15 protein-coding genes are annotated in these 19,684 nt (G+C 62.1%); 1 reads left to right on the forward strand and 14 read right to left on the reverse strand.

Annotated features, from left to right (window positions below; all coding sequences use genetic code 11):
- Window positions 1-822: 822 nt before the first annotated feature.
- On the forward strand, window positions 823-1,164 hold the full coding sequence (locus tag BM317_RS22095) for a DUF6124 family protein (protein ID WP_092476228.1): 342 nt from the start codon (window positions 823-825) through the stop codon (window positions 1,162-1,164).
- Between the two features lie 88 nt (window positions 1,165-1,252).
- Here BM317_RS22095 and mdoH read toward each other — a convergent pair whose 3' ends face one another.
- From mdoH to BM317_RS22165, 14 genes are all read right to left on the reverse strand, one after another.
- Window positions 1,253-3,823, reverse strand: a complete 2,571-nt coding sequence (gene mdoH / locus BM317_RS22100) for a glucans biosynthesis glucosyltransferase MdoH (RefSeq protein ID WP_092173448.1) — start codon at window positions 3,821-3,823, stop codon at window positions 1,253-1,255.
- Window positions 3,816-5,558: a glucan biosynthesis protein G gene (locus tag BM317_RS22105; protein WP_219738765.1), complete on the reverse strand. Its 1,743-nt coding sequence runs from the start codon at window positions 5,556-5,558 to the stop codon at window positions 3,816-3,818. Before BM317_RS22105 ends, mdoH begins: the two co-directional genes overlap by 8 nt.
- 350 nt (window positions 5,559-5,908) lie before the next feature.
- On the reverse strand, window positions 5,909-6,346 hold the full coding sequence (gene dtd / locus BM317_RS22110; RefSeq protein ID WP_092173445.1) for a D-aminoacyl-tRNA deacylase: 438 nt from the start codon (window positions 6,344-6,346) through the stop codon (window positions 5,909-5,911).
- A complete protein-coding gene (pip, locus tag BM317_RS22115; RefSeq protein ID WP_003196909.1) occupies window positions 6,343-7,314 on the reverse strand; it encodes a prolyl aminopeptidase in 972 nt (323 codons plus the stop codon). Before pip ends, dtd begins: the two co-directional genes overlap by 4 nt.
- A 105-nt stretch (window positions 7,315-7,419) precedes the next feature.
- A complete protein-coding gene (locus BM317_RS22120) occupies window positions 7,420-8,334 on the reverse strand; it encodes an alpha/beta hydrolase (RefSeq protein WP_092476230.1) in 915 nt (304 codons plus the stop codon).
- Window positions 8,335-8,501: 167 nt separating this feature from the next.
- The gene (locus BM317_RS22125; RefSeq protein WP_092173439.1) at window positions 8,502-9,449 is read right to left on the reverse strand and encodes a choline ABC transporter substrate-binding protein; all 948 of its coding nucleotides are present in this window, start codon (window positions 9,447-9,449) and stop codon (window positions 8,502-8,504) included.
- Window positions 9,450-9,758: 309 nt separating this feature from the next.
- A complete protein-coding gene (gene hutG / locus BM317_RS22130; protein WP_092476306.1) occupies window positions 9,759-10,562 on the reverse strand; it encodes an N-formylglutamate deformylase in 804 nt (267 codons plus the stop codon).
- A gap of 11 nt (window positions 10,563-10,573) precedes the next feature.
- A complete protein-coding gene (gene hutI / locus BM317_RS22135; protein WP_092476233.1) occupies window positions 10,574-11,776 on the reverse strand; it encodes an imidazolonepropionase in 1,203 nt (400 codons plus the stop codon).
- Between the two features lie 144 nt (window positions 11,777-11,920).
- Complete coding sequence (gene hutH / locus BM317_RS22140) at window positions 11,921-13,453, reverse strand: histidine ammonia-lyase (protein ID WP_092476235.1); 1,533 nt, start codon at window positions 13,451-13,453, stop codon at window positions 11,921-11,923.
- A gap of 128 nt (window positions 13,454-13,581) precedes the next feature.
- Complete coding sequence (gene hutH / locus BM317_RS22145) at window positions 13,582-15,105, reverse strand: histidine ammonia-lyase (RefSeq protein WP_092476238.1); 1,524 nt, start codon at window positions 15,103-15,105, stop codon at window positions 13,582-13,584.
- A 200-nt stretch (window positions 15,106-15,305) separates the two neighbouring features.
- Window positions 15,306-16,136 carry a quaternary amine ABC transporter ATP-binding protein gene (locus BM317_RS22150; protein ID WP_072345081.1) on the reverse strand — a complete coding sequence of 277 codons (831 nt, stop codon included), beginning with the start codon at window positions 16,134-16,136 and terminating at the stop codon, window positions 15,306-15,308.
- A complete protein-coding gene (locus tag BM317_RS22155; RefSeq protein ID WP_003196893.1) occupies window positions 16,133-16,984 on the reverse strand; it encodes an ABC transporter permease in 852 nt (283 codons plus the stop codon). The genes BM317_RS22150 and BM317_RS22155 overlap by 4 nt, the downstream gene beginning before the upstream one ends.
- Before the next feature lie 71 nt (window positions 16,985-17,055).
- A complete protein-coding gene (locus BM317_RS22160) occupies window positions 17,056-18,024 on the reverse strand; it encodes an ABC transporter substrate-binding protein (protein WP_014336129.1) in 969 nt (322 codons plus the stop codon).
- Window positions 18,025-18,094: 70 nt separating this feature from the next.
- Window positions 18,095-19,561 carry a purine-cytosine permease family protein gene (locus BM317_RS22165; RefSeq protein ID WP_092476241.1) on the reverse strand — a complete coding sequence of 489 codons (1,467 nt, stop codon included), beginning with the start codon at window positions 19,559-19,561 and terminating at the stop codon, window positions 18,095-18,097.
- Window positions 19,562-19,684: the final 123 nt, after the last annotated feature.

Genomic DNA, 19,684 nt, shown 5'->3' on the forward strand with positions numbered 1-19,684 from the left:
GTTTAACTTGGCGTGGGGATACCCGTGCTCTTCAGGGCACACAATATTCATGCACACCGCCGAGCCCTGTGGGAGCCTAGCGGTGGGTCTGCTTGCATCAATGCTGAATGTGCCGCCGTCTTCGCGAGCAAGCCCGCTCCCACAGGGGAAACGCGATCCCCATCAAGAACCAGGTCGGCTATAAGGCCGCCTCGCGTCGGACGTTGATCTCGGCGCCCCGTTAACCACGCTGGCCGAACGCAGGCATTGTGGAGTGGGCATCCCGGCATGGATGCCGGGATAGCCGCGCTGGGCCATGGATGGCCCTTCGCGGCGGGCCCACGGAGCAATGCCTGCGTTCGGGCACACCGAGCCTAGGCGAGGTGCCGAGTGGTGGGGCATAAAGCGTTTTGGTTACTTTTGCGCTTCTCAAAAGTGACCCGCCGTAAGGGCGGAACCCTAAGCAGCCGTTACCCAAATAACGGATATACACACAAAAATCCCCACTCCCACAATCCGTCATCCCAAGGCTACGAAGCCTTGCGCCATTGCCTACAACTACGCCAGAATCCGCCGGCTTGTGCGCCTTGGCCCTGGGCTCTAACGTTTGCAGGTCGCTGTCAGTTCAGCGATCGGGTTTAGCAGCCTGGACATCCTAGACGTACGCTCTCCACATGCATGAGCAGGCTTCAGCGCTTGCGCATCTATGCCATGGCGGTTGTGCGTGGGAGACCTTCGGGTCTGCCGGGTTCTAGGGTCCCGGTCTGCTAACCCGCGTACAGTCGCCACCATTCTCGTTTAGCAGCGATATCTGGCGGCTCCACTACCCTAGGAGCGTCAACCATGCACAAGGTCACACCCAACCCACCCGAACCAGAAACAGACCCCAAGAAACTCCAGGAAGCCTCTGATCGCGCGCTCGATTACTACCTGAACCCCAAACAGGCCAAATCCGAGAATAAACCGTCGCCAGGCCAGCTCTTCACCATCGTCGACGGCATCGACACCGAAAGCCTACTGGCCAACCTCAGCGAAACCCCGGCCTCAGCCGATGCCATGGTCAGCGACCTTGCGTTCGACCTGAAAGGCTCACGACGCCATGTTGCCCTCGGCATCCTGCAACTGATCGAACTGAGTGGTTTGTTGGCGAATCGACTGCTGGATAGCGTCAATCCAAGATCATAGCTCCCTCGCCATAAAGTCCGGGGCCACTGGTAAAAAACGCACCCAACAAAAAGCCCCGCTTCCTTTCAGAAGCGGGGCTTTTTGCGTATCAGGCCACTTGAGGCTGCACGCTCACCGGCTGTAGCGGTAGCAGCGGTGCATGAGGGTCGGCCTTGACCGACTCTCGCCATGCCGCCAACCACTCGGGATGCGCCTCGCTCCAGACCTGCTCGTGCAGGCGAGACAAGGCCACCGGGTCGCTCAGCAGGGCCAGTCGCTCGGCATTGCTGAGACCGGCAGGGCCGACCTTCAGGGCGTGACGAACGCGTTCGACCCGCAGCCATTCGATCGGCTCGGCCTTGCCGTGACGGGAGGTCGCCAGCGCATACGCCAAGGCGTTCTGTTGTGGATCGACCACCGCCCGGATGAAACCGTCGTTCAGTGCATGCCAACGGTTCTCATGGGTGTACTGGTCCGTCGACAGCAGCTCCTGCGGCGGTGCGTATTCCTCAGGAATCAGGAACAGGCTTTCATCACGGGACTTCAAGCCCAGGCCCACGCGGCTGGAGATCACCGACACCGGAATCGACAGCATCAGCGAACCCACGATCGGCACCAGCCACCAGAGGAAGCTCGGGTTCAGCCAGATCACCAGCAAGGCCCAGAAGAAGCCCAGCAAAGTCTGCGGGCCGTGGCGCTTGACCGCTTCGCTCCATGGCGTGGAGTCATCGTCACGCTTGGGCGAATTCCAGGTCGCGGCCCAGCCCAGGAAAGCGGCGAGCACGAAGCGGGTGTGAAAGATCATCCGCACCGGTGCCAGCAGCATGGAGAACAGCATCTCCAGCAGCATCGACATCGTCACCTTGAACTTGCCACCGAACGCCTTCGCCCCTTTCGCCCATATCAGCACGATGCTCAAGAGCTTGGGCAGGAACAGCAGCACGATGGTCGTCGAGAACAGGGCGATGGCCTTCTCCGGATGCCACTGCGGCCACAACGGATAAAGCTGGCGTGGCTCGAGGAAGTACTGTGGCTCCATCAATGTGTTCACCGCCAGCAGCGCGGTGGACAGCACCAGGAAGAAGAACCACAGCGGCGCCGACAGGTAGGACATCACGCCGGTCAGGAACACCGCACGATGCACCGGGTGCATGCCCTTGACCAGGAACAGCCGGAAGTTCATCAGGTTGCCGTGGCACCAGCGACGGTCACGCTTGAGTTCATCCAGCAGGTTCGGCGGCAGCTCTTCGTAGCTGCCCGGCAGGTCATAGGCAATCCACACGCCCCAACCGGCCCGACGCATCAGCGCGGCTTCGACGAAGTCGTGGGACAGGATCGCGCCCGAGAACGCGCCTTTACCCGGCAACGGCGCCAAGGCGCAGTGATCGATGAACGGTTTCATCCGGATGATCGCGTTGTGACCCCAATAATGGGATTCGCCCAACTGCCAGAAGTGCAGACCGGCAGTGAACAACGGACCATACACCCGGGTGGCGAACTGCTGCATGCGCGCATACAGCGTGTCCATGCCCGAGGCCCGCGGCGCGGTCTGGATGATGCCCGCGTCCGGCGTGGCTTCCATCAGCCGCACCAGGCTGGTCAGGCATTCGCCGCTCATCACCGAGTCCGCGTCGAGCACGACCATGTACTTGTAGTCGCTGCCCCAACGACGGCAGAAGTCGTCGAGGTTGCCGCTCTTGCGTTTCACACGACGGCGACGACGGCGGTAGAAGATCTTGCCGAAGCCCCCGGTTTCACGGCAGACATCCAGCCAGGCCTGCTGTTCGGCCACGCAGATATCGGTTTCGTTACTGTCGCTGAGCACGAAGAAGTCGAAGCGATCCAGGTCGCCGGTGGCGGCCACCGACTCGAAGGTCGCGCGCAAACCGGCGAACACCCGCGGCACGTCTTCGTTGCAGATCGGCATCACCAGCGCAGTGCGGGCGTCCTTGGGAATGGGCTCGTTGCCGGCGCTGGCGCCGGAGATGCGGTATTTGTCATGGCCGGTGAGCAATTCGAGAAAGCCCATCAGTGCCGTCCAGAAACCCGCCGACACCCAGCAGAACAGGATCCCGAACAGAATCAGGATGCTGGTCTGCAACGCATATGGCAGCACTTGCGTGGCCGTCTGCAGCAGCGGTTGGTGCAAGACTTCGTCCAGATCCACCAGCGACCAGCCCTGGTACGGCATGATGCCTTTCATGTACCAACCGGCCACGATGGTCTGGCCGAGCATCAGGATCAGCAGGATGTAGCGGCGGATCGAACCCACGGTACGCCAGCGAGCATGAGGCAGCACGCGCTCATCCTTGGGCGGCTTCGGCGGGTTGGTACGCCCGGTCAGGCGCCGCCAACCGCGCACCAGGATATTGGTGCGCCACGGTTCCGGCACGACCTTGGTCCGGCGAATCGGCGGCGTTGCCTTCAAGCACACCCGGCCGTTGGCATCGAGGGCCAGCATTTCGGCGTCCTCGAGCTCCTCGGCAGTGCTCAGCGTCAGGCGACGGCCCACCGAGGCTTGCGCTGCCTCGTTGGGTGCGTCGAATGTCGAAGAAGCCAGGCGCTTGTGCAATTCGCTGAATGACGTACAGCCCGCCAGCTCGGCGCGCTGCTCGTCGGTCATCGGCAAATGGGCCAGATACTCACTGAGAGATTCTGGTTGTACGGACGTATTACTCATCGGCAGGCAACTGGTAGCTCCAGGTCTCGGTCAGGACTTGTTCAGTCTGTTCCGGTTCCTGTGGGGTTGGGGTCGGCTCGGCGGCGGCGGTGGACGACTTGACGGCCTTGGCCTCTTTCTGCTCGCCGGCCTGCTCGTTGGCTTGCTCTTTTTCGCTCTGCTGCTTGGCGACCTTGTCGGCCTTGGCCAGCGTGGTCACGGAATGCGCGGTGGCTGGCAGCTCGACAGGAACAAGCGGCCGGACCAATGCGGCACGCATCTCGGTCGCTTTGCTCGGGTCCTTGATCTTCATGCGCAGCGTCAGGCGCCAGCCCTTGGTTTCAGGGTTGTAGCGCACGCTGTTCTCGACGATCTCGGCGTTGTCGCCAACGCTCACCTGGCTACGCACCTCGGCCTCTTCAGGCAGCGCTTGCAGGGACGGCCCTTCGAAATCCACCAGGTAGGCCACGCTGCCGTCCGGTTGACGGATCAGGTTGGACTGCTTCACGTCACCGGTCGAACGCAGGGTCTGTTTGACCCAGGCGCTGTCTGGCGAGTGCAGGTTGGCTTCGTCGAGGGTCCAGTGCAGACGGTAGGCGAAGTCCAGTGGCTGGCCTGGCTCAGGCAGTTTTTCCGGGCTCCAGAACGCAACGATGTTGTCGTTGGTTTCATCGGCGGTCGGGATTTCCACCAGATCGACAGTCCCTTTGCCCCAATCGCCTTTCGGTTCGATCCAGGCGCTTGGACGTTTTTCGTAACGGTCATCCAGGTCTTCGTAGTGGCTGAAGTCACGACCACGTTGCAGCAGGCCGAAACCACGCGGGTTTTCTACCGAGAAGTTGCTCACGGCCAGGTGTTTCGGGTTGTTCAGCGGACGCCAGATCCACTCGCCGTTGCCGGCATGGATGGACAGGCCGCTGGAATCGTGGAGTTCACGACGGTAGTTCAGCACTTTGGACGGCTGGTTGGCGCCGAACAGGAACATGCTGGTCAACGGGGCGATGCCCAGCTTGTTGACACGATCACGCAGGAACACCCGTGATTTCACGTCGACAACGGTATCGGTGCCCGGACGCACGGTCAGGCGATAGGCGCCAGTGGCCCGCGGCGAATCCAGCAGGGCGAAGATCACCAGGTGCTTGTCGGTCGGTTTCGGACGCTGGATCCAGAACTCGCGAAAGCGCGGGAACTCCTCACCGGATGGCAGCGCGGTGTCGATGGCCATGCCACGAGCGGACAAGCCGTAGACCTGGCCCTTGCCGATGACGCGGAAATAACTCGCCCCCAGCATGGTCATGATTTCGTCTTGCTTGTCGGCCTTGTTGATCGGGTACAACACGCGGAAACCGGCGTAGCCCAGCTGTTCGGTGGCCTTGGGATCGAACTTCACGTCGCCGAAATCGAAACGTGTCGGGTCGTACTTGATCTCGTCGACGGTGGTCGCGGTGATTTCGTTGATCTTCACCGGCGTGTCGAAATGCATGCCCTGGTGATAGAAGGACAGCCGGAACGGGGTCTTCTGGTCGGCCCATTCTGCTTTTTCGGTGCGGAAACGAATTTTCTGATAATCGGCGAATTTCATTTCACGGAATTCGTTCGGCAAATTGCTGCGCGGGGCTTCGAACTTCTGCCCGGCCAATTCTTGTGCCTTCGCCGATACATCATCCAGGCTGAATGCCCACAGTTGGCCCGCGCCGAACAGGCACAACAGGGCCGAGCCCGTTACCAGGGCGCTTCTCAACCGTTTGGCCGTCATTTTTGGTGCATTACAGGGACTAACAATCACGAGCAACCCTCGCCGAAAACTGATCAAAAAACCAACGGCCAGATAAAGTATCTGCACGGTAACGGTGCTGAAAAACCGCTCCTGCGGACCACTCTTGCCAAGTTGGCGAGCATTGTTCCGACTCCGACGGGGCAAAATGATTCCCCAAACGGTCCAGGACAACTCTCTACCTAAGTCAAATGGACCAGCGAACGCTGATCCCCCGTAGCGCGCGATTATCTAGTAGCCCGCGTGACAACGCATCAGGGGTAGCAAAGTATTTATCGAGAAAACTTACCGTTTTACCTCGAAACAGAACCGAAAAGATGTTTCAAACGCTTTCAGGACTGTAACAGGAAGGTTACCGGGCCATCATTGACCAGATGAACCTGCATGTCGGCGCCGAATCTACCTGATGCCACAGTGCCATGCATCTGTTTCGCCTGACTCAGCAAATAGTTGAACAATTCTTCGCCCAGGGCCGGAGGCGCAGCCGTGGAAAAACTCGGACGCAGACCGCTTTTGGTGTCCGCCGCCAAGGTGAACTGCGACACCAGCAGCAATCCGCCACCGACATCCGCCAAGGACAGGTTCATCTTGCCCTCGGTATCACTGAACACTCGATAGTTAAGCAGCTTGTGCAAGAGTTTGTCGGCGCTGGCCCGGGTATCCCCGGGCTCGACGGCCACCAGCACCAGCAAGCCCTGGTCCACAGCCCCGACGATCTCGCCCGCTACCTCGACCCGGGCGCCGCGCACCCGTTGCAACAGCCCCTTCATGCTTCTTCGGGCGGCAGGTCGAGCAGGCGCCGGGCCATTTGCGCGGCGGCGCGTACCAACGCGTCGGTAATCCCCGGCTCCGAGGCGGCGTGGCCGGCGTCGCGGATCACCTGCAGTTCGCTGTTGGGCCAGTTCTGATGCAGCTCCCAGGCATTGTCCAATGGGCAGATGACGTCGTAGCGGCCGTGCACGATGACGCCTGGCAAATGGGCGATCTTGCCCATGTCGCGAATCAACTGGTTGGGTTCGAGGAAAGCGTTGTTGGTGAAGTAGTGGCATTCGATCCGGGCGATCGACAGCGCCCGCTGCGGCTCGGAGAAGCGATCGACCACCAGCGGGTTCGGACGCAGGGTGGCGGTACGACCTTCCCAGGTGGACCAGGCCTTGGCCGCGTGCATCTGGGCGATCTGGTCGTTACCGGTCAGGCGTTTGTGGAAAGCGCTGAGCAGGTCGTCGCGCTCGTCCAACGGGATCGGTGCGATGTAGTCCTGCCAGTAGTCGGGAAACAGGCGACTGGCGCCAGCCTGATAGAACCACTCGATTTCCTGCGGACGGCAGAGAAAGATCCCACGCAAGATCAGGCCATGCACCCGCTCCGGATGGGTCTGGGCGTACGCCAGGGCCAGGGTCGAGCCCCAGGAACCGCCGAACAGCACCCATTTCTCGATACCCAAATGCTTGCGGATACGCTCCAGGTCTTCGACCAGATCCCAGGTGGTGTTGTTTTCCAGGCTGGCGTGGGGGGTGGACCGACCGCAACCGCGCTGGTCGAAGGTGACGATGCGGTACAGGTTCGGATCGAAGTAGCGACGGCTCTGCGCATCGCAGCCGGCACCCGGGCCGCCGTGAATGAACACCACTGGCAGGCCTTCTGGGGAACCGCTTTCATCGACATAGAGCGTGTGGGTGTCATCGACAGCCAGATCGTGCCGGGCATGGGGTTTGATCTGCGGGTACAAAGTCTGCATTGCGCGCTCCGTAAGGGGTCGAGTCATCCCTGTAGGGACTTCTATTTAGTCTGCCGTCCGGCATCATAAACCCGAATGACCTTAATGAGCATGTCCCCTGCGCAGTCAAAGCTTGTCAGCCAGGTACGCCAGCAGCGCCCGATACATCCGATCGACCTCCGGCACCTGGCCCCGGCCACGCAGGCAACCGTGGACCAGCCCATTGCCGACATACAGCACGGCGTCTCCCCCTGCGGCGTTCAGCCGCTCGCGATAAAGGGCGCCGTCGTCGCGCAGTGGATCCCATTGCGCGACGACAACCAGCGCTGGCGGCAAGCCGTCCAGGTTGTCGGCGAGTAACGGCATGGCATAAGGCGAGGGACGAGCGCCACCCAGGTACAGCGCCTCATAGCGCTCCAGATCGCGACTGCTCAGGAGAGGGGCATCGAAGCACTCGTAACGCGACGGCAGATCCGCGGGGCCACCGAGCGCCGGATAAATCAGGACCTGGGCCCGGGGCAACGGTTGCCCGGCATCGCGCAAGGCCAGGCATAACGCGGCGGCGAGATTGCCGCCGGCGCTGTCACCGACCACCAGCCGGCGACGGGGGTCGATGGCAAACGGAACGTCCGCCAAGTGACGCCACACCGCGAGGCAATCTTCGAAACCGGCCGGAAACGGATGCTCCGGGGCCAGCCGGTAATCCACTGCCACCACCAGCGCGCCCAACTCAGCGGCCAGTTCCATGCAGATGAAGTCATGGGAATCCAGGTCCCCCACGACCCAACCGCCACCGTGCAGGTAAAGCACACATGGCCAGCCGGCGAGCGGTGCCGCACGTTGAGGGTAATAGGCCCGCACCTCCACGCCGGCCAGTTCGAAATCCTCGATGGCCAGCGTCGGCGGGCAGGGCGGAGTGAACGCCCGGCACATCTGGCTGTAGGCCTGGCGCGAACCAGCGAGGCTATCGTCCGGGCTGGTGAAGCTCTGGGTTTTGTCGATGAAGGCTGACATTGCCGGAGAGAGTGGATAAGGAGCCATGAGGGAGATGCCAATCCAGTAAATATCTTGGGATAAGGCGCTGAACTTGTGGCGAGGGGATTTATCCCCGTTGGACTGCGCAGCAGTCCCAAAATCCGAGTGCAATCATTTTGGGGCCGCTTCGCGACCCAACGGGGATAAATCCCCTCGCCTCAATTAGATCACCATCACTTGTTGAGACTGGCCTGCACCGCCGCCACACCGTCCTTGCCGTCGAAGCTGGTCACGCCGGCCAGCCAGCGCTGAAGATCCTCAGGATGCTCGCGCAGCCATTGGCGGGCGACGTCCTGGGGTGTCTTGCGCTCCATGATCGGCACCATCAACTGACTCTCCTGGGCAGCGGTGAAGGTGAGGTTTTCCAACAGCCGGCTCACATTCGGGCAACGCTGGGCGTAGTCCGGCGCGGTCACGATGGACACGGTCGCGGCGCCTTCGTTCGGGCCGTAGACGTCCTCGCTGCCGGTCAGGTACGTGATGTTCATGTTGATGTTCATCGGGTGCGGGGTCCAGCCGACGAAGACCACGAACTCCTTGCGGTTTACCGCCCGCTGCACCGCCGCCAGCATGCCTGCTTCGCCGGATTCGATCAGCTTGAAATCCTTGAGACCGAAGTGGTTGGTCTCGATCATGGTCTTGATGGTGGTGTTGGCGCCGCTGCCCGGCTCGATGCCGTAGATCTTGCCGCCAAGCTGATCCTTGAACCGGGCGATGTCGGCAAAGGTCTTGAGCCCCGCCGCCGCCACGTAATCCGGTACGGCCAATGTGGCCTGGGCGTCGGCCAGGCTTGGTTTGTCCAGTACCTTCACCTGGTTGGCCGCCAGGAACGGGGCGATGTTCTTGTCCATCGCCGGCTTCCAATACCCCAGGAAGATGTCGAGCCGCTTGTCGCGGATGCCGGCGAAGATGATCTGTTGCACGGCGCTGGTCTGCTTGCTGTCGTAGCCCAGACCGGTGAGCAGCACATCGGCCATGCCGCTGGTGGCGATCACATCGGTCCAGTTGACCACACCCATGCGTACGGTCTGGCAGGACGCAGGCTCTGCAGCCATCGCCCCGGTGCTGAGTAGAACGGTACCGCAGAGGAACGACAGACAGCGTTTGAACAGTCTTTTCATCGCGAGGGTCTCGTGCGGCAGCGGATTATTGTAGGGCGGTGTCTTGGCGCACCGTGACCGGAACATTACCCAGCGTCGAGGGGGTCAAGATGAACTGTGGCGACTCGGTTTTGCACGGTGGCGACAGTCCCGTAAGAGGCTCAAGGACAAACACAATCCTGTGGCGAGGGGATTTATCCCCGCTGGACTGCACAGCAGTCCCAAAAGCTCTCAGTCCGACCCATCAGGTCGCTGGAAGACATCCGTTTTGGGGCCGCTTCGCGACCCAGCGGGGATAAATCCCCTCGCCACAGAAGTACCGCGCGGTGTTTATTTCTTGTAAACCTGCTGTCCCCACGCCAGGAAACCTTCCAGCAACTCCCTGAGCACCACCTGGGTCGGCGCCGCCAGATCCGCGCGGTAGTTGAACGGTTCGAACTCTTCCATGTAAGTGCTCTGGCACAGTTCCAGTTGCACGGCGTGGATGTCTTCGGCCGGGTTGCCGTAGTGCCGCGTGATGTGTCCGCCCTTGAAACGTCCGTTGAGCACATGGGTGAACTGGTCGTGGCGGGCGCAGATGGCTTCGAGCTGGCTGGCCAGGGTCGGGTCGCAACTGGCGCCGTTGAAAGTGCCGAGGTTGAAGTCCGGCAGCTTGCCGTCGAACAGATGCGGGATCACCGAGCGGATCGAGTGGGCGTCGAACAGCAAGGCGTAGCCGAACTCGGCCTTGAGCCGCGCCAGTTCCTGCCGCAGCGCTTGGTGGTACGGCATCCAGACCTGCTGCAGATACGTAGCCCGTTCCTCGGCCGACGGTTCCAGCCCTTCGCGAAACAACGGCACGCCATCGAACAGCGTCGCCGGGTACAAACCGGTGGTGGCGCCGACGTACATCGGTTTGTCATCGGAGGGGCGATTCAGGTCGACGACGAACCGTGAATACTCGGCGGCCAAGGTGCTGGCGCCCAGCTCATTGGCGAACTCATAGAGCTTGGGAATGTGCCAGTCGGTGTCCGGCAGGCTCTGGGCCTCGGGAATCAACCCGGCCTTCACCGCCGGGGTCAGGCGCAGGCCGGCGTGGGGCATGCTGACCAACAGCGGCACGCGCCCTTGCTTGAAATTCAGGACCTTCTCCACAACCATTCTCCTCAATCGATTTCCACGCCGTGACGCACGACGCGTTTTTCCAGATCGCCACCGAGCCAATACGCCAGGTCGGCCGGGCGATCGATGTGCCAGGCGACAAAATCCGCGACCTTGCCGACTTCCAGCGAACCGTGGGTGGAGGCCATGCCCAAGGCCTGGGCCGCATGAATCGTCGCCCCTGCCAGGGCCTCTTCCGGGGTCATGCGGAAACAGGTGCAGGCCATGTTCAACATCAAACGCAGCGACAGCGCCGGCGAGGTGCCGGGGTTGAGGTCGCTGGCCACGGCGATTTTCACCCCGTGCTTGCGCAGGGCATCCATGGGCGGCAGTTGGGTTTCCCGCAGGAAATAAAACGCCCCCGGTAGCAACACCGCCACGGTGCCGGAAGCGGCCATGGCCTTGGCGTCGTCCTCGGTCATGAATTCCAGGTGATCGGCCGACAGCGCCTGGTAACGCGCCGCCAGGCTGGAACCGTGCAGAGACGACAATTGTTCGGCGTGCAGCTTCACTGGCAGCCCCAGTTGTCGCGCGGTGATAAACACCCGCTCGACCTGCGCCGGGGAAAACGCCAGGTATTCACAAAAGGCATCCACCGCGTCCACCAGCCCCTCGGCCGCCAGGGCCGGCAGCATCTCGGTGCAGATGTGTTCGATGTAGTCATCGGCGCGATCTTTGTATTCCGGTGGCAAGGCGTGGGCCGCCAGGCAGGTACTGCGCACACTGACCGGTAACTCGGCGCCAAGACGGCGAATGACGCGAAGGATCTTGCGTTCGCTGGCCAGGTCCAGGCCGTAGCCGGACTTGATTTCCACCGTGGTCACGCCGTCGCGCATCAGGCTTTTCAGGCGTTTGGCGGCGCTGGCGAACAGTTCGTCTTCACTGGCGGCGCGGGTGGCGCGCACGGTACTGGCGATGCCACCGCCGGCCGCCGCGATTTCGGCGTAGCTGACACCTTGCAGGCGCTGTTCGAACTCACCGCTGCGGTTGCCGCCAAATACCGTGTGGGTGTGGCAATCGATGAACCCCGGCGTGACCCAGGCGCCCTTGAGGTCGTTGACCGCCGGGTAGTCCCCCGTCGGCAATTCGGCAAGCGGGCCGATCCATTGAATGTGCTCGCCCTGGGTGACGATGGCGGCGTCTTCGATGATCGAGTAGACGCCCTGGGCCATGGTGGCGGCGTGGCAGTTTTGCCAGAGGGTTTTCATTGATGTCCTCCGTCAGGATCGTTCCCACGCTCCGCGTGGGAATGCAGTCCAGGACGCTCCGCGTCCTTCGTAGATCGGGACGCAGAGCGTCCCATGAGGCGTTCCCACGCAGAGCGTGGGAACGATCGAACGATCAGAACAGCCTTACAGGCTCGGCAACAACTGCGCCGTGACCAATTCGTTCAGGCACCGACTCGCCAGCAACTCACTGGCGGCATTGATGTCCGGCGCAAAGAAGCGGTCCTTCTCATAAAACGGCACTTCTGCACGCAACAGACTACGGGCCCGCTCCAGTTTGGCAGAGGTCTTCAAACCGCCGCGCAGGTCCAGCCCCTGGCAGGCCGCGAGCCATTCCACCGCCAGAATCCCACGGGTGTTCTCGGCCATTTCCCACAGGCGCTTGCCGGCGGCCGGGGCCATGGAGACGTGGTCTTCCTGGTTGGCCGAGGTCGGCAGGCTGTCCACCGAATGGGGATGGGACAGCGCCTTGTTTTCACTGGCCAGGGCCGCCGCGGTGACCTGGGCAATCATGAAGCCGGAGTTCACCCCGCCATTGGCCACCAGGAACGGCGGCAACTGCGACATGTGCTTGTCCATCATCAACGAAATCCGGCGCTCGCTCAGGGAGCCGATTTCGGCAATCGCCAAGGCCATGTTGTCGGCGGCCATCGCCACCGGTTCGGCGTGGAAGTTGCCGCCGGAAATCACGTCACCCTCGGCGGCGAACACCAGCGGGTTATCCGACACGGCGTTGGCTTCGATCACCAGCACTTCAGCGGCCTGGCGGAACTGGGTCAGGCAGGCGCCCATCACTTGCGGCTGGCAGCGCAGGGAGTACGGGTCCTGGACCTTGTCGCAGTTCTGGTGCGAGTCGGAGACTTCGCTGCGCTCGCCCAGCAGATCGCGGTAAGCAGCAGCGGCATCGATCTGGCCTTTCTGGCCGCGAGCGGCATGGATCCGCGCGTCGAACGGCGAGCGCGAACCGAGCACCGCTTCCACTGTCAGGCTGCCCAGGGCCAGGGCACCGGCAAACAGGTCTTCGCCTTCGAACAGGCCACGCAGGGCAAACGCAGTGGAGACCTGGGTGCCGTTGAGCAGCGCCAGGCCTTCCTTGGCGGCCAGGGTCAGCGGCGCGAGACCGGCGACTTTCAGCGCCTCGACGGCCGGCAGCCATTCGCCCTTGTAGCGGGCCTTGCCTTCACCCAGCAGCACCAGGGACATGTGGGCCAGCGGCGCCAGGTCACCGGACGCACCGACCGACCCCTTGAGCGGAATGTGCGGGTAGACCTCGGCATTGATCAGCGCAATCAGCGCATCGATCACCTGCCGACGGATGCCGGAAAAGCCCCGGCTCAGGCTGTTGACCTTGAGCACCATGACCAACCGCACCAGCGCATCGCTGATCGGCTCGCCCACGCCGGCGGCATGGGACAGCACCAGGGAGCGCTGCAGGTTTTCCAGGTCCTCGCTGGCGATGCGAGTCGAGGCCAGCAGGCCGAAACCGGTGTTGATGCCGTAGGCGGTGCGGTTCTCGGCCAGGATCTGCTCGACGCAGGCGACGCTGGCCTCGATCTGCGCCGACGCGCTGGCGTCGAGGCTCAAGGTCACCGGTTGCTGATAGATGTCACGCAATTGAGCCAGGCTCAATTGGCCGGGAATCAGGTTTAAGGCAGTCATGTATTGCTCCTTTTGAGAGTTTTGTTTTTTCACCCGCCAGTCGCTCCGGAATGTTCCGTTATCCGTCACCTTCGCTTTGGGCGATGCCTTGTGGGCAATGGGTGTCTTGGCACGCTGGCGTTTTTCGATCAATTCAAATCAGGTAAAGCGTTGTGCAGCACAAAGGGATCCTTGAGCAACCCGGCGGCACTGGCGATGTCCGGCGCCAGCCAGCGGTCCTGGTCGTAGGCCGGAACGCGCTCGCGCAGCAGTTTCCAGGCGATGTCGGTGCCGGCGCCGAAACGCTGGGCCTTGAGAAACTCAAAAGCCTGGGCTGCCAGCAGGTACTCGATGGCGAGGATCTGCGTGCAGTTTTCCAGGGCCCGGTGCAGCTTCAGGGCGGCGTTGGTGCCCATGCTCAGGTGATCTTCCTGCAAACCGGAGGTGACGAAATTGTCCAGCACCGCCGGTTGCGCCAGTTGCTTGTTCTCCGCGCACAGCGACGCGGCGACGTATTGCACGATCATCATCCCCGAGTTCACGCCGGGATTGGCCACCAGGAAGGCTGGCAAGCCGCTGACGTGGGGGTTGATCAAGCGGTCTAGACGACGCTCGGCGATGGAGCCGATTTCGGCCATGGCAATCGCCAGCAAGTCCGCCGCCAAGGCCACCGATTGGCCATGGGGGTTGGCCTGGGACATGACCCGGAAGTTCTCCGGCGTACCCAGCAACAGCGGGTTATCGGTGACTGCGTTGAGTTCGGTTTCGATCTGTTGCCGGGCGTGGGCCAACTGATCGCGAGCCGCGCCGTGCACTTGGGGAATCGAGCGGATGCTCAAGGCGTCCTGGGTGCGAATGCCCAGGCTCGCGGCAATGACTTCGCTACCGTCGAGCAAGGCCCGCAAGTTGACCCCGACCTGCTGCATGCCCGGGTGCGGCTTGAGGGCGATGATCTCGGCATCGAACGCGGCAATCTGGCCGCGCTGGGCCTCGAAGCTCATGGCACCGATCACATCGGCCCATTGCACCAGCCGCGTCGCATCGGCCAGGGCCAGGCAACTGAGGCCGGTCATGCACGGGGTGCCGTTGACCAGGCACAAACCGTCCTTGGCCCCCAGTTGCACCGGTTGCAAACCTTCGGCGGCCAAGGCCTGTTGCGCCGGGACTATTTGTCCGCGATAGCTGACCTGACCAACGCCCAGCAACGCGATGCCGATATGGGCCATGTGGGTCAGGTAACCCACCGAACCCTGGGACGGCACTTGCGGCGTGATGCCGCGATTGAGCAGCGCCAGCAACGCCTCGACCACCCGACGATGGATGCCGGACTTGCCCTGGCTGTAGTTGAGGATGGCGGCGCAGAGGATCGCCCGGGTCTGTTCATCAGTCAGCGGCGCGCCGACGCCACAGGCATGGCTGAGCAGGGTGTTGCGTGACAGTTGGCTGAGTTGTTCGTCCTTGAGCGAGACATTGCACAAGGCCCCCAGGCCGGTATTGACGCCGTAGGCGCGCTCGCCGCTTTCGACGATGCGCTGGACAATGGCCTGGGCATTGTCGATCCGTGCCCAGGTCTGGGTCGACAGCTCGAGCTCGGCACCGAAGCGGGCGACGGCGACGACGTCCTGCCAGCGCAACGGAGCGCCGGTGATTACGATTTTTTCAGCCTGGGACATCTAAAGCCTCATACACATAAGTTGCCAATAACATTTGTGGCGAGGGGATTTATCCCCGTTGGGCTGCGCAGCAGCCCCATTACTTTCCATCCAGTTGTGTCAGGCTGTTTTCACTGCCTGGTTTGGGGCTGCTTCGCAGCCCAACGGGGATAAATCCCCTCGCCACAACCGCGTCTGGCCTTACACAACTGGGTCCGGCCTTACACCACCGCAGCCCTGCGCTGCACAAACCGATCGACATACTCATCCGCCGGCGAATGCAGGATCTCCCGGGGCGTGCCGACCTGGATCAGCTTGCCGTCCTTGAGGATCGCGATGCGGTTACCGATGCGCACGGCCTCGTCGAGGTCGTGGGTGATGAAGACGATGGTCTTGTGCAGGGTCTTTTGCAGCTCCAGCAACTGGTCCTGCATTTCCGCACGGATCAGTGGGTCGAGGGCGCTGAAGGCTTCGTCCATCAGGATGATGTCGGTGTCCGCCGCCAAGGCCCGGGCCAGGCCGACGCGCTGGCGCATGCCGCCGGAGAGCTGGTGCGGGTATTTGTTCTCGTAGCCTTTCAGGCCCACGGTGTTGATCCAGTGCAGCGCCCGCTCGGCGCACACCTGCTTGCTCTCGCCACGCACTTTCAAGCCATAGGCGACGTTGTCCAGCACGCTCTTGTGGGGCAGCAGGCCGAAGCTCTGGAACACCATACTGATCTTGTGCCGACGAAATTCGCGCAGGGCATCCATGTCCAGTTGCAGGATGTCTTCGCCGTCCACCAGGATCGCGCCGCTGGTGGGGTCGATCAGCCGGTTGAAGTGGCGCACCAGGGTGGACTTGCCGGAGCCGGACAGGCCCATGATCACGAAGATCTCGCCAGTGCCGATGCTCAGCGACAGGTCGTTGACCCCGACCACGCAGCCGGTCTCGGCCAGCACCTGGTCCTTGGTCTTGTTCTGGCGGATCAGCTCCAGGGCTTCCTTGGAGCGATTGCCGAAAATCTTGAAGACGTTCTTGACTTCGATCTTGCTGACGGCTGCGTTGCTCATTTGCTCACCTCGTGCCGAGGACGACCATAGGCCTGGGTAATGCGGTCGATGACCACGGCGAGAATCACGATGGCCAGCCCCGCTTCCAGGCCGCGCCCGACGTTGAGGGTCTGGATGCCCACCAGCACGTCTTCGCCCAGGCCACGGGCGCCGATCATCGAGGCGATGACCACCATCGACAGGGCCATCATGGTGGTCTGGTTGATCCCGGCCATGATGCTCGGCAGGGCCAGGGGCAGTTGCACGCCGAACAGCTGTTGCCAGCGGTTGGCGCCAAAGGCGTTGATGGCTTCCATCACTTCGCCGTCCACCTGGCGGATGCCCAGGTCGGTCAGGCGGATCAACGGCGGCGCGGCATAGATCACCGTGGCGAAAATCGCCGGGACCTTGCCCAGGCCGAACAGCATCAACACCGGAATCAGGTACACGAAGCTCGGCATGGTCTGCATGATGTCCAGCAACGGCATCAACACCGAACGCAGGCGGTTGCTGCGCGCCGAGAGGATGCCCAGGGGAATGCCGATCAACACCGAGATCAGCGTCGCCACCAGCATCAGCGCGAGGGTCTGCATCAGTTTGTCCCACAGGCCTACCGCACCCACCAGGAACAACAGGCCAACGATGACTGCCGTGGCCACGACCTTGCGGGTGGCGTGCCAGGCAATGCCACCGACGATGGCCAGCATCAGCCACCAGGGCGCCATGCGCAGCAGGCCTTCAAGGTTGACGATGGCCCACAGCAAGGTGTCGGAGATGTGCCGGAACACATCGCCATAGTTGGTCACCAGGGAGTCGACCCAACCGTTGACCCAATCGGCGATGGAGAAGGTAAAGCTTTCGGGAAACATAAGAGACTCTCGATCAAGTGGATGCGGTGAACATCCCGGCCAGCCCCACGGTTGGCCGGGAAAGATTCGACCTACAGAGCCGCGTCGATTTTCTTGGCAGCGTCTTCACTGACCCAGGCGTGCCAGACTTCAGGATGTTCCTTCAGGAAGATCTTCGCCAGTTTCGGCGACTCGATCCGCTCTTTGGCCATGCGCCCGAGGTTCTGGTTCAGGATATCGATCGGCAGGTTGACCTTCTCCAGCACCGCCACCAGTTCCGGGGCTTCGTCGTGGAAGGTCTTGGACAGGCCGACCTTGATGCTCACGCTTTTATCCACGCCCGGTTTTTCTTCCAGTTTCACCAGGTCCACCTGGCCCATCAGTGGCGTTGGCGACCAGTAGTAGAACAGGATCGGCTCGCCACGCTTGTAGCTCGACAATACCGCCGCATCCAGCGCCGGGCCGGTGCCTGGACGGAAGTTGGTGTAGGTTTTTTCCAAGCCGTAGCTTTTCAGCATTTCGCTGTTGTCCAGCTCGCAGGTCCAGCCGGCCGGGCAGTTGTAGAAGCGGCCCTTGGACGGTTCTTCCGGGTCCTTGAACACGGCGGCGTACTGGCCCAGGTCGGCGATGTTCTTCAGCCCCGGGGCTTTGGCTTCGAGCTTGCGCTTGGCGTCGCCTTCAACCACGTAGCGCGGCACGTACCAGCCTTCGATGGCGCCCACCACCGGCGCGCCGACGCCGACCACCTTGCCGGCCTTCTCGGCCTTGTTCCATACCTCGCTGCGGCCGACCCACTCTTCGGCGAACACCTGGATGTCGTTGCTGCTCAGGGCGTTCTCCATGGTGATGGAGTTGCCCGGCAGGCTGTCGGTCTTGCAGTCGTAGCCTTTTTCCAGCACCACTTGCAGGACGTCGGTCAGCAGCATGCCGCTTTCCCAGTTCAGGCCGGCGAACTTCACCGGTTTACCCGACTCGCACCAACCCGCCGCTTGCGTGGCGCCGGCACTGGCCAGCAGGCCCATGGAAAGCAATGTGGTCAGCAGGGTCTTGTTCGACTTCATTATGTGACGCTCCTAATCAGTTGGATTGGCTTACGGCAGTCAAGAGGCATCCAGCCCTGTCAACGTCCCATCAGACCGCTTGAATACGGCCCGCCCTGCTCGGTTGTGCGTCAACCGCGTCCTGCTCGAGCGGCAGGATCAATTGATCGGGTACTGCGCTGTGCCACTTCTTGGCGAGGACGTAATACAGCGCCGCCGGGACCACCAGACCGATGATCCAGGAGATATCCACACCGCCCATGGCTCCCACCAGCGGACCGGTATAGAACTTGGTGGCGATGAATGGCAATTGAACCAGTACACCGAAGACATAGACGCTGATACCCAAGGTGTTCCACCGACCGTAGCGGCCGTTCGGGTCGGCCAAGGCCGGCACGTCATAGCGCTCGCGGGTGATGCAGTAGTAGTCCACCAGGTTGATCGCGCTCCAAGGCGTAAAGAACGCCAGCAAGAACAGGATGAAAGACTTGAACGCACCGAGGAACGAGTGCTGGCCGAGCAGCGCGATCAGGGTCGCGGCGCCGACGATGACCAGCACGAAGACCAGACGCTGCAAGCGCGTGACGTTCAGGTGGCCACGGAAACCGCTGATGATCGTGGCAATGCACATGAAGCTGCCGTAGGAGTTCAGCGTGGAGATGGTGACCTTGCCGAACGCGATGCTGAAGTACAGCAGCGCAGCGGTGGCGCCGGTACCGCCCAGGCCCACGATGTAGGCCACTTCGTGACCGGCGAACTGCCCGTTGGCCGAGGCGGCGGCAAACACGCCGAGGATCATCGCCACCTGTGCGCCGATGACCGAGCCGGCGCCTGCGGCGAAAAAGGTTTTTACCGAGGACGTCTTGCTCGGCAGGTAACGCGAATAGTCAGCCACGTAGGGGCCGAAGGCGATCTGCCAGGAGGCCGCGAGCGACACCGCCAGCAGGAAACTGCTCCAGCTGAAATGGCGGATTTGCAGGAGTGCGCCAACGTCCGTCTGGCTGATCAGGCGAGCGAACAGGTAAACGAAGGCAATCACACCAATGATGCTGGCGACCCGGCCAATGAAGTGAATCACCCGATACCCGAGCACCGTGACCAGCACGATGACACTGGCGAAAATCAGGATACCGGCACTGTCGCTGACGCTGAACAACTGGCCCAGCGCCTGGCCGGAAAGCACGGTGCCCGTCGCGGTGAAACCCAGGTACATCAGGCACACCAGCACGATCGGGATGGCCGCGCCATACACACCGAACTGCACCCGGCTGGAGATCATCTGCGGCAGGCCAAGCTTGGGCCCTTGCGCGGCATGCAAGGCCATGACGCCACCGCCCAGCACTTGGCCGATCAGCAAACCGATCAACGACCAGAACACATCACCACCCAGCACCACCGCCAATGCACCGGTGACAATGGCCGTGATTTGCAGGTTGGCCCCCATCCAGAGGGTGAACTGGCTCAACAGCCGACCGTGTCTCTCCGCTTCCGGGATGTAGTCGATCGAACGTTTCTCGATCAACGGCTTGCTGCTTGCGCGTGTGCTGGTGACAGCCATGGTTCAACCTCTGTGGATTGTTTAGGGGCTCTATGGTGGAACAGCCCCCCTGTGGGAGCGGGCTTGCTCGCGAATGCGGTGTGTCATTCAACACATGCGTCGGATGTAAAACCGTCTTCGCGA

The sequence above is a fragment of the Pseudomonas sp. NFACC24-1 genome (assembly GCF_900115235.1).
GTDB lineage: Bacteria > Pseudomonadota > Gammaproteobacteria > Pseudomonadales > Pseudomonadaceae > Aquipseudomonas > Aquipseudomonas fluorescens_AA.